The organism is Heliomicrobium gestii (assembly GCF_009877435.1).
Taxonomy (GTDB): Bacteria; Bacillota; Desulfitobacteriia; order Heliobacteriales; family Heliobacteriaceae; genus Heliomicrobium; species Heliomicrobium gestii.
The window spans coordinates 207,551-221,766 of record NZ_WXEX01000004.1 but is presented as its reverse complement, the minus strand read 5'-3'; the positions used below and the strand labels follow the sequence as shown (position 1 = coordinate 221,766).

Sequence of the window (14,216 nt, the reverse complement as noted above, 5' to 3'; positions counted from 1 at the left end):
GGGGTGATCATCCTGGAATTTTGGCTCGGCTACAACAACTTTTCCGAACGGTTGCAGCTTCCTGTCAACCCGCCGGAATTCAGCGTCAAAGTGGGACAGAAAAACAGCGTCGTCGACGTGACCGACGTAGGCGAGTTGAACCTGATCGGCGGTCGCAAGCTGGCCCAACTGACGATTCAGTCCCATTTCCCGGCTCTTTGGCGTCCCTACTGCGCCTACCGGAACATTCTCCAACCCTGGGACGCCGTCGGTGTCATCGAACGATGGCGGAACATCGGCAAGCCCATTCGCCTCGTCGTCACCGGCGTCGGCCTCAGTTTCCCCTGCGCCATCGAGGACTTCGAATACGGCGAAAAGGGCGGTTCTCGCGACATCCACTACACCCTGAGCCTGCGAGAGTACCGGCTGATCCGCATCCAGCAGGTTGGCGAGAGCGGTCGGCCCGACGAGCGATCCCTGATCACGGAGATGGCCATCAACCAGGGCGATTCCTTGTTGGAAGTTGCCCATCGAGTCTATGGCGACTGTGACGAATGGAAGCGGCTGCTAACGGAGTTCCGTCCGAACATTCCCTCTGACGATGGAAAAGCCTCTTCCCGCGACCCGGATTCGATTCCCGATCCCTTCGAACTGGATGCGGGGGAATGGGAGGTGGCGTAATGGATTTACTGGAAAAACCACGGTACCGGATCAACCATGTCCTCCAGGATGGAACCGCTTTCGACTTGACGCCTGCCGTGCGCAGCGTCAAATGGAGCGGCGATATCCGGCAGGCGGCGCGGTCTCTGGAGGTCTCCCTGGCTTTCGGCTCCGACTCGATGCAGCCGAAGCATGACGTCCCGGTCGGTTCCCACCTCTTCCTCTATTCGGATGAGCGGGAACTGTTCCGGGGCGTTGTCTTTAGCGCCCAAAAAAACACGCAGGGCAACTACACCCTAAAGGCCTACGACCATTTGATCTATCTGCTCAAATCCAAAGGCACCTACAAGTTCCGCCAGATGCAGCCGGAGCAGATTATCGCCCAACTTTGCGCCGACTATGGCCTGATCGCCGGCGATTTGGCGTCGACGGACTACATGATCGACAAGGTTATCCTTCGGGAGAAATCCATCTACGACATGTGCCTCATCGTCCTGACGATGGCGATGAAACAAAACGGCAAAAAGTATCAGATCAAGATGAAGGAAGGCGCACTGCAAGTCGTCGAGAAGGGCGATCAAGTCCTGCGCTGGCTCCTGACCGGTCAAGCCAATCTGTTGTCGGCCGATTTTGGCGAAAACATCGACGAGATGCGCAACCGGGTTGTCTTGATGGGTGATAAGGATCAGGTTTTGGCCGAGGTGGATGATCCGGCCCTCATCGATCAGTACGGCCTTCTGATGGAACTGAAGCGCGAGAGCAACATCAAACCCAGTGAGGCTCGAACGATGGCCGAGAACCTGCTCAAAGAATTGGGCAAGAGCTCCCGGGAGGCCTCCCTCGAATGCCTGGGGATAGACGATGTGGAGGCCGGCGTCGCCGTGCAAGTCGAAGAGACCCTCACCGGCCTGACGGGCGTCTTCTACGTGGAAAATGACGAGCACACCTTAGAAAACGGCTGCCACCAGATGCGGCTCAAACTGGCCTGGACAGACGAAGTGAACACAAAGGAGGCGGACAAGGATGACCGTTAGCCGGTTGATTGAACTGGTGCGGCAGCAGGGGGCGGCAAGCAACTCGCGGGGGATGGAGCTGGCGACGGTGATCGCGCCGCCGCCCGGCCTTGTCATCCGCATCGACAACATGGCGCTCACCCTGGACGGCGACGATCTCATCGTCTGTGAATCCCTGTTGGAGCATGAGATCGACTATACGACAACGCCGCAACTGGCGGGCAGCGAGATGACCCTGGCCGGAGGCGGACCTCACCGGCATGACGTCACCGCAGTTACGATTCAGGAGCAAACCATGATCCTCCACAGCCGGCTGAAGGCCGGCGACCGGGTGGCTGTGCTGGCGTTGCCGGGCGAACAACAATACCTCGTTTTTGATAAGGTGGTGATCGCGGGATGAACCTTTTTCCCGCTGTTCCAATCCCGCCCCAAATGAAAAAGCCGGCTTCCTACGGCAGGGAGCTGGCATTTGATTTTGACCGCAACACTTTTCTCTACGTCGACGGCCGCCCCAAAATCGTCGAAGGGATTGCCGCGCTTCAGATCTGGATCGAGAAGACGCTGCGCACCGCTCGCTACCGCTACCCCATCTACCGGTTTTCCTACGGGTGCGAATTGGCCGATGTGATCGGCCTGGACCTGCCGACGCTCGTCCTGGAAGCGGAGATCCCCCGGCTGATCCGAGAAGCGCTAGTCTACGATGATCGCATCGCCGATGTGGGCGACTTCATCGTCGAGCGGGACGGCGACCGGCTGCGGGCCGAGTTCACCGTCACCACCACCCTGGGAGATCGATTCCGACAGGAGGTGAAGGGACTTGTTTGAAAATGAGACCCAAAAAGCGATCCGGCAACGGATGCTCGACGCGGTGCCCGGCGATCTGGACAAGCGGGAGGGAAGTTTCGTCTGGGACGCCATCGCCCCGGCGAGCATCGAATTGGCCCAGTTGTACATCGCCCTTGAACGCGTCCTCGCCCTGGCCTTTGCCGGTGATCACAGGGGAGCGGCGTATGGCCTATATCTCGAACGCCGGGCCGCTGAACACGGGTTGCTTCGCAACGCAGCCACAAAGGCCACCGGTGAAGTGACCTTTGCAGGCAGCGACGGCGCGGTCATCCCGGCAGGAACCCTGGTGGCCACCACGGGCGGCATCCGGTTTGTCACGACGGCGGCGACGACGGTGCAAGGGGGCAAGGCAAGGGCTATCGTTGAATCGGTCGAACCGGGAGATCGCGCCAATGTGCCCTCCGGAGCTGTGACGATGCTCCCGATGTCGATCCCCGGTGTGACGGGAGTGGAAAACAAGGCGGCGATGGAAGGCGGAACCGAGGCGGAGACCGATGCGGCCCTCACGGCCCGGTTGCTGGAAAAAGTGCGCCATCCCTCGACCAGCGGCAATGTGGCCCACTATTTGCAATGGGCCAAAGAAGTGGCCGGTGTGGGTGACGCCCGGGTGCTGCCCCTGTGGAACGGACCAGGCACGGTAAAAGTCATCCTCATTGACGCCGAGAAACGGCCGGCGGCGGCGTCAATCGTGGCCGATACGGCGGCCCACATCGAAAGCGTCCGGCCGATCGGGGCTTCCGTCACTGTGGAGAGCGCTGCTGGCCTGGCCATCAACGTAACGGCGGAAGTCACATTGGATATGTCCGTCCCGGGAACGACGAAGGAAAAGGTGAGCGCCCTCTTTGAAGCGGCCTTGCAACAGCATCTGCAAGACATCGCCTTTCGGCAGAGCTATGTCAGCTATGCCCGGATGGGCACGTTGCTCATGAACATCCCCGGTGTGCAAGATTACGCCAACATGACGATAAACGGCGGAACGGCCAATCTGTCCTTGGCGGACACTCAAGTGGCGGTCGCTGGGACGGTGGTGTTGACATGTTTGACCGAATGAGCAGGTATGTTCCGGTAGAACTGTTGGAAGACCGCTGTTATCGCTCCATTCTCGAAGCGGAAGGCGCGGAATCGGAGCGACTGTCCGGTGCTATCGACGATGCCTTGCGCCAGTGCTTCGTCGAGACGGCGACGTGGGGATTGGACATATGGGAACGGATGCTGGACTTAGCTTCATATGCAGATAAACCATATGAACATCGTCGTGCCCGGATCATTTCAAAGCTTCGTGGGATGGAAACAATAACTCCCTCCCTCGTCAAGAATGTTGCAGAGTCTTTCTTGAACGGGACAGTCACAGTGAATGAATCTGGAGCGGGCTTCACGATCACTTTTGTTGATACACGTGGGATTCCGCCGAATATGGATGACTTGAAGGCTGCTATCAACGATATAAAACCAGCGCATCTGGCCGTAGACTATCGGTTCAGATATACAACTTGGGGCGAGCTAGCTGCAAGTGCAACCACTTGGGGAGAACTCGCAAGTAGTCGCTTGTCATGGGAGCAACTAACGACTTGGAAAGTTGGTGAATAGATGCAAACAACTCAAAACTACGGTTTCAAAAAACCAGAACCGCATGATACGGCATCCATTATGGAGATTGGATGCAACTGGGATAACGTTGACTCGAAACTGAAAGAAGCAATGGATAAGGCCTCGAACGTCACAGACGAACAGATCGGCGTTCGCGTGATCTCCGACACCGTCGCGCCAACGAGCAACAATGGGACACTGTCGACACTCTTCGGTGGGCTAGCTAACATGATCAAACAGATTACCGGTAAATCAAGTTGGCGAACTGCTCCGGCAACAACTCTGGAAACGGTCAAGGGTCACATGGATGCGACGGCAAACGTTCATGGAGCCACATCAGCAGCGACTGCAAACACGATTATGCAGCGCGATACAGCAGGTCGTTCACAAGTAGTTGCGCCGGTAGTTGCTTCGGACGTTGCGAACAAAGCATATGTAGATTCGCTTAAGGGATATGGTGTTGGGGACGCGACAACACAAACGATTAATGACTTCAATAATCCTAAACTGAATTCTGTGCAATGGTATCAAAATACCACGTTAAATAGACCTGAAGACGCCTGGGGGCATGTTTTTTCGTTTAGCCCGGATAACGGTAGTAACATAACGCAGTTAGCGCAGTCTACAACGTCACGGGCACAATGGATACGCTCCAAAGTAAATGGTACTTGGTATGGTTGGAGACGGCTTGTCACGGCAGATGGTGATACGATGACAGGCTCACTGATTACACCCTTTTTAGGGGTAACCACCAATGGCGATGCGATTTTACAAGTTGAATCCACACAAGCTGCATCCACCACGTTTAGGCGAAAACAAATATACTCTTCGACCAACGTATACGGCGGAGATGGGTGGTTGTTTCGCCAGGTTCGTCCAAGCGATAACGCACTAATCGACTATATGTTGTATAACGGTGCGGTTAACACCAACGGTAACCAAAACTACATCTGGCATTCTAATTTGCTTCGGTGGAATAATGGCACACTCGAATACAACAACGGAGGGACGTGGGTACCTGTGGGCGGCGCAATGCAGTTTGTACGTGGATCATTCTCAACCACCTCCACCAGTTATGTTACGGCGCTGGACATAAACGGTGGAGGAGAACTTAGAGTGTTAAACGTTAGAGATGCAACCAACACAGGCGGGAAATATGGCTATATGCGTGTCACAATTGACGGCGTAGTATACGAAAACTTCCTGAATAACACCATGTCTTTTTTGAAGTTTGGATCCTTCAGCGGAAATACATTTCCTATCGCGGCGATGAGCAATAGTTCAGATCTTCCCATATGCGTTCCTTTTAAGACACAGCTAAAAATTGAGTTGCGTCACGAAAGCGGAGTAACTTCTGCGGATTGGATGATAGGAAAATACTAAATAGCGGGGTGATAGCATGGCTAAGTTTGTAAGAGTTACTATGACCGATGGCATCTTAAATCTTGATACGCTATTGATTCAAGAAGCGTATACGGAAAGTGATACATCTGCTCATGTCATGATTTCAGATGAAACTCAGATAAAAGAGACGTGGGAAGAAATCACCCGCGAAGAGTACGAGGCTAAGCGTCCTGTTATCCCTGAACCAGAGCAACAACCCTCTGAAGGGGAACGTCTCGCCAAAGAAAACGCCGTTCTCAGAACCCAAATGATTCAAGTTGAGACTGACACATTAGCCGCTATGGAAGGCTTGGCTAGTGTCTTTGAGGATCTCCTTTCGCTCCGTGCTGATGTCAAATTTCTGAAGGCTACAGGATGCTCTTAATGAAAGCTGTGGTCTATCCTTTTTCTTATCGACCTGCTAAAAGGGGTGAATCGACTATGGTAGAAGTGTATGCCACACTCATCGCCCGAGGACGCCGGAAGATCAACCAAATCCCGGAACAACTTCGAGATGCTGTCTTGGTTGTACTTAACGAACGTGGACTGGACGGAGAAGGAAATCCAGTTCAAAACTTAACAGAACAATAATCCAGGGATAAACGTACTCTTCAACCCTAATCCCTGAACAGTGAACGTTGAATAAAGGAGGACCGCCCTATTATGGAGATCTTCACCGGGTCATCTGCTGTCATCTTAGCGACAACGCTCCTATCCGGTTATGTGGCCCGGCTTTTTTTCATTCGCCATCGGCGCTATAAGGACTTCGTTGTCGGCGTTGCGGCGATATCAGGCGTGTTTATCTACGCCGGACTCTACTCGTTGCCCCCCGAAACCCAGTCCGTCGTCCTAACCGGCCTAATGGCTGGTCTCGGCGCCGTCATTGGCCGGGAAGCGACGAAACGGGCCGAAATGAATGGCGAACTGCCTGAAGTGTTGCGCCCGCCCCTGGAGCCGTCCAAAGTGACGAGCCCGACGGCCGTGGCGCCGTCCGCTGCCGAGCCGGAGTTTTTGATGGATAGCCAAGAAAAATCGGAAAAACGGCTTGAACCGGTTCATGCGGCAACACCGGCCAACTAAACGCAAAAAGCGCCCCGCTCCTCTCTCGCAGGGAGGGCGGGGCGCTTTTTGCATTGTCACCGGTCAGCGAGAGCATCGCGCGCTTCTGCCGGCGCGAACTGCTGGAAAACATGGGGTTGACCGAAAAGGAGAAATATGGCATAGTCTTAATTGATGAGAACATATGTTCTAATAGAGGAGGATTCCGATGAACGGGGTCATAGAAGAAGCGGAAAAAGCATTTGAACGATTGTTACCAGAGTTGCCGAGCCCCAGCTTTTCGCGAATTCTGGCTTCATATATAGCGACGGGCGATTTTTTGCGGATCGAAGGGGACCTTCACCAGGAGGTGGAACGGATCGCTCGGGAAGCCTTTACGCGCTGCTACGTCGATTTTTGTGTGCGGCAAGAAGCGCCATCCTGCATGTGCTGCCGAAGGCGGGATAAGGTATGATTCGAGTGAGTACAAGGGCTTAATCGAGTCGAAAGAGCTGAACGATGATGCATGTCCGCAATATCTACTGTGTCGGATGGAACTACCGCCGTCACGCCCAGGAGTTGCAGAACGAAGTACGGGCACGCCGGTCGGTGTCGGTCCGGTCGCCAGCGGTGACCGGTTAGCGCTTTTTTGGGGCGATGAAGCGGTGGGAGAGGGGATTGTGCAGATCACAAGCGATTGATCGCCTTCCCGGTCTCGCCTCAACGCCGGTCAATATCCTGATAAAATCGTAAGATAAAAAAAGAAAACGCATATTCACAGGGTACAATCCAAAAATATAATCAATCACAAGCAAGGGCTCGGCTGTATTTCTACGGAAATCCGAGCCCTTTTTTTTGCCCTGCTCATTACTTTTTCACCCAAAAAAGTATTTTATCACAAAAACTATCGACAAGCTTCTGAACGAGAATTTACAATAAATACATGGGTGAATTTAAATCGAGTGGAGGGAAAGGGATGTCGCAATTGTTTCGCCCCTTCCGGTTGGCAGGGGCAACCTTGTCGAACCGCTTGGTCTTCCCAGCCATCGCAGCCTGCTTCGCCCAGGACTCGAAGGTATCTGAGCGGATGATCGACTACTACCGCCGGCGGGCCAACGGGGTGGGGATGGTCATCGTCGAGCCTGGCGTTGTCCATCCCGACTCGGCGACCCTTCCGGGGATCCTGGGGAACTGGTCTGATGAATGTCTCCCCGGTCTACGACGACTCGCTTTGGCGATCAAAGCGGAAGGAGCCGTCGCGATGGTCCAGGCGGTTCATTCCGGCCCGCAAGGGATTGCCAGAGAGGCCGAAGGCGTCGAGCCTGTCGGCCCTTCCGCCATCGAGTACATAAAAGGACATCCCGTGCGCGCCTTGACGGCCGAAGAGATTCCCCTTTATCTGGAACTCTTTGCAGCCGGCGCGGAACGGGCGGCCAAAGCCGGTTTTGACGGGATCGAGGTGCACTGCGCTCACCTGTATTTGCTCAGTTCCTTCTTGTCGCCGCTGACGAACCGGCGCGCCGACGCGTACGGCGGTTCCACGGAAGGCCGCGCCAAGATCGTTGTCGATCTCCTGGGGAAGATTCGCCGGCGCGTCGGCCAGAACTTCCTCATCTCTGTCCGTATGAATGCCATGGAAGCCAGTGTGTCGGCCGTCGCCATGACGCCGGAGGAGGCGCGCCGGCTGGCCGTCCGGTTTGAGGAAGCCGGCGCCGACATGATTCATGTCACCGCCTTGGCATCCATCGCGCCCGAGCGGGTGGGCCGGTATCTCTGTCCGGCTTCGCCTGATCCCGGCGCGGCGGCGCCGCCGGGCATGTACCTGCCGTGGATCAAGACGGTGAAAGAGGGACTGCGGATCCCCGTCATCGGCGTCGGGAAAATCGATACCCCTGAATTGGCGGAACGGGCGCTGGCCGAGGGGTGTTGTGATCTGGTGGCTGTGGGCCGCGCCATGATCGCCGATCCCCTGTGGGCGCAGAAGGCCAAAGCCGGTCGGGCGGCAGACATCCGCCGTTGCACCTACTGCAGGTCCTGCTACCATTCCCGAAAACAGGGTCGCGGCTTGATCTGCGTCATCAACGAAGAGGTGTAACCCCTCACCAGGCGGCAATCATGCCGTCGGCCCGCGGCTCTGTCCCGCCGGCGAGCACGCCCGCTTCATCGCGCCAGATGATCTGGCCGCGCCCGAAAGACGCCGGGTCAGCGCCCAGGGAGACCTGATGGCCCCGGCGCGCCAATCCTTTCCGGATCAGTTCCGGCACGGCCGACTCCAATTCGACGCCCTTGCCTGCGGTCCATTGCCAGCGCGGGGCGTCCAGGGCCGCCTGCGGGTTGAGGCCGAAGTCGACCGTGTTCATCACGACCTGCACATGACCTTGGGGCTGCATGAACGCGCCCATGACCCCAAAGGGGCCCACCGCCTGATCGCCTTGGCTGAGAAAGCCGGGGATGATCGTGTGGTAGGGCTTTTTTTCCGGCTCCAGGCAGTTGGGGTGGGCTGGGTCGAGGGAAAAGTTGCGGCCCCGGTTGTGCAGCGCGATCCCCGTGCCGGGGACGACGAGACCGGAACCGAAGCCCATGTAGTTGCTCTGGATGCAGGAGACCATCGTTCCCTCGCTGTCGGCGGCAGCCAGATAGACAGTGCCGCCGCTGTGGGGCGTCCCGGGCGCCGGTGTCAGCGCCTGCGGGCCGATCTGCCGCCGGCGCTCCTCGGCGTAAGCGTCGGAGAGCAGGTCTCGGACGGAGACGGTCATCCGGCGCGGGTCAGCGATGTAGCGCTTGCCGTCGGCGAAGGCCAGTTTGATCGCTTCGATCGAATGATGGTACGTTTCCATCGATTCCCGTTCGCCAAAATCGAACCCTTTCAGGATATTGAGGGCCATCAGGGCGACGATGCCGTGGCCGTTGGGCGGGATCTCCCAGACCTGATAGCCCTTGTAGTCGATTCCGATCGGATCGACCCACTCGGGACGATAGCTTTCCAGGTCATCGCCGCGCAAAAAGCCGCCCGTCTTCCGGGAGAAGGCGTCGATGCGCTCGGCCAGGTCGCCCCGGTAAAAGGAAGCGGCGTCCGACTCGGCGATCGACTGCAAGGTCCGGCTGTGATCGGGTGAGCGCCAGACTTCGCCGATGGCGGGGGCTCGCCCATCGGGCGCAAAGGTGTCGAACCAGGGGCGATAGACCCCTTCCCGGAGGGTGTTGCCATAGTCGTCAAAGGCGGCCTGCCAGTGCCAACCGACGACCGGCGCCACCGGATGCCCCTGTTCGGCATAGTCGATCGCCGGCGCCAGCGACGCCGTGAGGGGCAGCCGGCCGAAGCGGGCGGCCAATGCCGCCCAGGCCGCCGGTGCGCCGGGCACGGTCACAGGCGCCCAGCCGTGGGAAGGCATCTCGTTGTGGCCGACGCAGCGGAGGGCGTCGAGGGAAATCCGCTTCGGCGACGGTCCACTGGCGTTTAAACCGTAGAGCTTGCCTTGATGCCAGACGAGGGCGAAGGCGTCGCCGCCGATGCCGTTGGAGGTGGGTTCCACCACGGTGAGGCAGGCAGCGGCGGCCACCGCCGCGTCGACAGCATTGCCGCCCTGTTGGAGTACGCGCAGCCCGCTCTGGGCGGCCAAGGGGTGGGAGGCGGCGACCATCCCCCGGCGGGCGAAGACGGTCATTCGCCGGGAGGGGTAGGGTTGGTGGAGAGGATCAAAGGTCAGCCTCTCGCGCCGGTTGTTCATGATGCATCACTCCAAAGTAAGAGAGCATATGGGCGGTGACATATCCGGCCAGCAGGCCAAGCGGCACGGCGATGGCGACGCCGAGCCAGGAGAAGACCTGAAACCCTGTGGTGGCGCTGAACAGCAGCAGCGCCGGCAGGCTGAGCAGGAAGAGGGAGCGTTCGGCGGCGCTCCGCTGGTCAGCGCGGGTCCACTGAAAGAGTTGCACAAACTCGGCCTGGATCATTTCCTTCCAATAGTATCCCGTCCATTGGGTCATGACGACGATCCCTCCGAGCCACATCGCCCACTTCCAGATTCCGGGCGCGATGGTGACGGCGAACAAACCCAGGAGGGTCATCTGGCCATAACGGGAGAGGCGGGAACGGCTGCGCAGCACCATCTTCAGGGAGGCCTCGGTCAGGACGTTGACAGCGGTGCGCTGGCGAAAGAGCGCATCAGACCGGCGAAAGGCAAAGGGGCGTTGCCTGCGCCGGTTGGGCTTTCGAAAGCGAATCCCGGCGGCGTTCAAAATCAGGGCGGCGTAGCGCAGTCGCTCCTGGCGCTCCCGCGCGGCGTCGTCGAAAAAATTGCCCCGCCAGCGAAGGCGCAGGCGGATCAGGCCGCCGAGCAGGGCCGTCATCGCAAGGACCGTCACGGCGGCGAATATGGCGCCGCTGCCGGGAGGGACGGAACGGTTGGGGAGAAGGGATGACCCCGCTGGGGGCGGTTGAACCGGTTGCGCCGATTCCGGGTTCGTCAGTTCCGGCGGTTCCGGTTCCGCCGGCGTTGTGGGGAGGGGGGACGCCGGAAGCGGGAGGTTTTCGATATGCGGCGGAACGCCGGGACCATTCGGTTTTTCCAGAATCGACGAATAGCCCCACCCCACGAAGACGCTGGGCGCAAGGGGGGGGCCGGCCAGGGCCGCCAGCTCTGAACGGTATAGCAAGGCGGACAGGGAGAAGAGAAGGAAAAAGAGCAAGGCCCGTTTCCAACCGGCATACCGCAGCATCGCCAGCTGCCGGACCAGGGCCATTACGGCGCGAAACAGCAGGGTGACCCCGATCAACAGCGTCATTTGAGTGAATGACAAGGCGCAAACGGTCATGAGGAACGGCGACAGCAGCAAAAAGAGCAGGAAGGTGATCAGCAGATCTTTGACCAGCGAATAGGCGATGCCAAAGGCCAGGATGCGCCGGAACCAGGAGGGTTGGCGCAGGAGAAAAAGGTGATCCGCTTCTTCGACGAAGATGCGGATGCGACCGGTAAAGACAAAGAGGAGCAAGAAACTCTGCACAAGCACCGGGGGCGCGCCGGTGAGCCATACGGGCGCATCAGACCACCAGGAGAACCAGGCCTTACCCAGCAGGTACAGGGCGGGCACGAGGATATAGAGGGCGACGGTCCAGTCAACGACGGTCTTCCCGATGTCATACTGAAAGCGCCACTCTGAGCGGAGGCGGCGAAGAAAGAGCGCCTTGGCGCTGATCATGGCCGGTTCTCCAAAAGCCGGTGAAAACAGTCAAAGAGGGAACCGCCGGGGAGGCGGCTCTGTTCCCGCAGGTGATCCAGTGTTCCCTTGGCGACGACGCGCCCCTCGTCGATGAGGGTGAAGGTGTCACAGATTTTCTCCGCCGTGTCGAGCACATGGGTGGACAGGAGCACGGCAGCGCCCCGGCGACGCGCCGCCGCAAGCTGGCTCAAGAGATCCAGGGTGGCCTGAGGATCGAGGCCGACGAAGGGCTCGTCGACGATGAACACCTCCGGTTCGAGCAGAAAAGCCAGGATCAACATCATCTTCTGCTGCATGCCTTTCGAGAAGCTTTCCGGCAGGTGGTCGCGCACAGGTTCCATGCGAAAGCGATGAAGCAGCGAAAGGGCTCGCTCCTGGAAGATTTGCGCCCCAAGGCCGTGAGCCGCCGCAGCCAACTCCATATGTTCCCATAATGTGAGCTCTTCATAATAGATCGGCTGTTCCGGCACATAGGCCAGCCGCTGCTCCGCGCCGCCCAGGCGGATTTCGCCGTTCAACTCTGGCAAAAGTCCCAGGATCGCTTTGATGGTCGTGCTCTTCCCGGCGCCGTTGGCGCCGATCAGCCCCATCATTTCGCCAGGCTGGAGGGAAAAGCGGATGTCTCGGATCGCCTCTTTTTTATCGCTGTAACCGCCATGGCGGATATCCACGAACAACAACGGATCGGATTGTTCCATCGACAGGAACCTCATTTCTCGCTCGGAAGTACCGGAAATGATCAGGGTCGAAGGTTCTCTTCGTTCGAGAAAAAAACCTATTTTCATGGTTTGCAGTATTTTTACAATATATTCTAACACGTTTTGTTGGAACAGAGTACAATCTTCAAGGGCACGATTGTTCATCTACCGGTCTTTCGACTATTGTATCGCCCCGCAAGGAGGACAACAGAGCGCTGATGTAGCAACTTCTTGTACGTTTACTGCATTTCGATCCTTCCGAAAGATCCCTTCTTTCGATATAATAAACCTTGTCACCACTATCACGAAAGAGGTTGATGTCGTTGATCAAGCTGCCCTATCATAAGACGCATCTGGACCTTCCTCTGGAGCCGGGACCGAAGGTCCATGTGCTCACGCCGGAAAATCATGAGTACACCCCGGAGGGAACTCAGGAAGAGATCGTGCGCCGCGCCCTGGCCCACCCCATTGCCTCACCGCCCCTGTCCGAACTGGTCAAGGGCAAGAAAAATATCGTCATCATTTCGAGTGACCATACCCGTCCGGTGCCCAGCCACATCAACATCCCGCTCATGCTCGAAGAGATCAAAAAAGGCAACGCCGACGCCGATGTGACGATCCTGGTCGCTACGGGCATGCACCGTCCGACGACGGACGAGGAATTGGTGGCCAAATTCGGCCAGAAGGTCGTCGATGAGGTGGCCATCGTCAACCATTTCTCGGAAAAAGACGAGGACATGATCTTTTTGGGCATTCTGCCTTCCGGCGGCGAGTTGTGGGTGAACAAGCTGGCGGTGGAGGCTGACCTGTTGCTGGCCGACGGCTTTATTGAGCCCCACTTCTTCGCAGGTTTCTCTGGCGGCCGCAAGAGCGTCCTGCCCGGCGTCGCCTCCCGCAAGACGGTCATGTACAACCACAACGCCACCTTCATCTCCAGCCCCTATGCCCGCACAGGCAACCTGGAAAACAACCCGATCCACCGCGACATGCTCTTCGCTGCCGAAAAGGCGAAGCTGGCCTTTATCCTGAATGTGGTGATCAACGCCAATAAAGAGATCATTTACGCCGTGGCCGGTGATTCCGTCGAGGCTCACCTGAAAGGCTGTGCCTTTGTGCGGGAACTGGTGGCCGCCAAGCCGATCCCCGGCGACATCGTCATCTCGACGAACGGCGGCTACCCCCTTGACCAGAACCTGTACCAGGCGGTCAAAGGCATGACGGCGGCCGAGGCCTCCGCGAAGCCGGACGCAGTGATCATCATGGTGGCCGCTTGCTCCGACGGGCTCGGCGGCGAAGCGTTCTACCGCCAGTTGGCCGAATTCCCCTCTGCCCAGGCCGCCATGGATACCTTCCTGGCTACGGCCAAGGAAGATACGCCTGCTGATCAGTGGGAATCGCAGATCCTCTGCCGCATGCTGATCAAGCACAAGGTGATCATGGTGAGCGACCCCAAACTGGCTGCGCCTTTCCGGGACATGCACCTCGACTACGCCGAAACGGTGGAAGCGGCGCTGGCCATGGCCAAGGCGATCAAGGGCGATGACGCGGCGATCACCGTCATCCCCGACGGCGTCGGCGTCATTGTGGGGTAGGACCGGCCTTTTTCATGGTGTGAGCGGTTTTTCATGAAGTGAGCCGTTTTTCATGAAGTGAGCGTTAACTCGAGCCGGTTTCGGCTTTGAGCCTGTAACCTGTCGAAACGCATCGGTGAATCGGCGCGCCCTCTCTGCAAAGGGAGGGCGTTCCTCTATCCAGGAGCGGGAGAAGAGGCGGTGTCGCCGAATAATTTCCA

16 protein-coding genes are annotated in these 14,216 nt (G+C 57.9%); 13 read left to right on the top strand and 3 right to left on the bottom strand.

Annotated elements, in window-relative coordinates; all coding sequences use genetic code 11:
- Nucleotides 1-3 precede the first annotated feature (3 nt).
- From GTO89_RS06340 to GTO89_RS06285, 12 genes are all read left to right on the top strand, one after another.
- The gene (locus tag GTO89_RS06340) at nt 4-660 is read left to right on the top strand and encodes a hypothetical protein (RefSeq protein WP_161261212.1); all 657 of its coding nucleotides are present in this window, start codon (nt 4-6) and stop codon (nt 658-660) included.
- Entirely contained in the window at nt 660-1,673 is a 1,014-nt protein-coding gene (locus GTO89_RS06335; protein ID WP_161261211.1) for an XkdQ/YqbQ family protein, read from the top strand. Before GTO89_RS06340 ends, GTO89_RS06335 begins: the two co-directional genes overlap by 1 nt.
- Entirely contained in the window at nt 1,663-2,052 is a 390-nt protein-coding gene (locus tag GTO89_RS06330) for a DUF2577 domain-containing protein (RefSeq protein WP_161261210.1), read from the top strand. Before GTO89_RS06335 ends, GTO89_RS06330 begins: the two co-directional genes overlap by 11 nt.
- On the top strand, nt 2,049-2,477 hold the full coding sequence (locus GTO89_RS06325; RefSeq protein WP_161261209.1) for a DUF2634 domain-containing protein: 429 nt from the start codon (nt 2,049-2,051) through the stop codon (nt 2,475-2,477). Before GTO89_RS06330 ends, GTO89_RS06325 begins: the two co-directional genes overlap by 4 nt.
- Nucleotides 2,470-3,549 carry a baseplate J/gp47 family protein gene (locus tag GTO89_RS06320; RefSeq protein ID WP_235920273.1) on the top strand — a complete coding sequence of 360 codons (1,080 nt, stop codon included), beginning with the start codon at nt 2,470-2,472 and terminating at the stop codon, nt 3,547-3,549. The genes GTO89_RS06325 and GTO89_RS06320 overlap by 8 nt, the downstream gene beginning before the upstream one ends.
- Complete coding sequence (locus tag GTO89_RS06315; protein WP_161261208.1) at nt 3,534-4,085, top strand: putative phage tail protein; 552 nt, start codon at nt 3,534-3,536, stop codon at nt 4,083-4,085. The genes GTO89_RS06320 and GTO89_RS06315 overlap by 16 nt, the downstream gene beginning before the upstream one ends.
- Nucleotides 4,086-5,468 (top strand): pyocin knob domain-containing protein, encoded by a 1,383-nt coding sequence (locus tag GTO89_RS06310; protein ID WP_161261207.1) that lies wholly within the window; start codon nt 4,086-4,088, stop codon nt 5,466-5,468.
- Between the two features lie 16 nt (nt 5,469-5,484).
- Nucleotides 5,485-5,853, top strand: coding sequence for a hypothetical protein (locus tag GTO89_RS06305; RefSeq protein ID WP_161261206.1), 369 nt, complete (start codon nt 5,485-5,487; stop codon nt 5,851-5,853).
- Entirely contained in the window at nt 5,853-6,059 is a 207-nt protein-coding gene (locus tag GTO89_RS06300; RefSeq protein ID WP_161261205.1) for a CD1375 family protein, read from the top strand. The genes GTO89_RS06305 and GTO89_RS06300 overlap by 1 nt, the downstream gene beginning before the upstream one ends.
- Before the next feature lie 72 nt (nt 6,060-6,131).
- The gene (locus GTO89_RS06295) at nt 6,132-6,548 is read left to right on the top strand and encodes a hypothetical protein (protein WP_161261204.1); all 417 of its coding nucleotides are present in this window, start codon (nt 6,132-6,134) and stop codon (nt 6,546-6,548) included.
- Between the two features lie 187 nt (nt 6,549-6,735).
- Nucleotides 6,736-6,981: a hypothetical protein gene (locus tag GTO89_RS06290; RefSeq protein WP_161261203.1), complete on the top strand. Its 246-nt coding sequence runs from the start codon at nt 6,736-6,738 to the stop codon at nt 6,979-6,981.
- Nucleotides 6,982-7,482: 501 nt separating this feature from the next.
- Nucleotides 7,483-8,601, top strand: a complete 1,119-nt coding sequence (locus tag GTO89_RS06285; protein ID WP_161261202.1) for an oxidoreductase — start codon at nt 7,483-7,485, stop codon at nt 8,599-8,601.
- Nucleotides 8,602-8,605: 4 nt separating this feature from the next.
- Here the strand turns inward: GTO89_RS06285 and GTO89_RS06280 are convergent, their stop codons facing one another.
- The 3 genes from GTO89_RS06280 to GTO89_RS06270 are packed head-to-tail and all read right to left on the bottom strand — an operon-like array spanning nt 8,606 to nt 12,424.
- Entirely contained in the window at nt 8,606-10,234 is a 1,629-nt protein-coding gene (locus tag GTO89_RS06280) for a gamma-glutamyltransferase family protein (protein ID WP_235920272.1), read from the bottom strand.
- Complete coding sequence (locus GTO89_RS06275) at nt 10,203-11,705, bottom strand: ABC transporter permease (protein WP_161261201.1); 1,503 nt, start codon at nt 11,703-11,705, stop codon at nt 10,203-10,205. Before GTO89_RS06275 ends, GTO89_RS06280 begins: the two co-directional genes overlap by 32 nt.
- On the bottom strand, nt 11,702-12,424 hold the full coding sequence (locus tag GTO89_RS06270; protein WP_161261200.1) for an ABC transporter ATP-binding protein: 723 nt from the start codon (nt 12,422-12,424) through the stop codon (nt 11,702-11,704). The genes GTO89_RS06275 and GTO89_RS06270 overlap by 4 nt, the downstream gene beginning before the upstream one ends.
- A gap of 317 nt (nt 12,425-12,741) precedes the next feature.
- Between GTO89_RS06270 and larA the strand changes: the two genes are divergently transcribed.
- A complete protein-coding gene (gene larA, locus GTO89_RS06265) occupies nt 12,742-14,016 on the top strand; it encodes a nickel-dependent lactate racemase (protein ID WP_161261199.1) in 1,275 nt (424 codons plus the stop codon).
- Nucleotides 14,017-14,216: the final 200 nt, after the last annotated feature.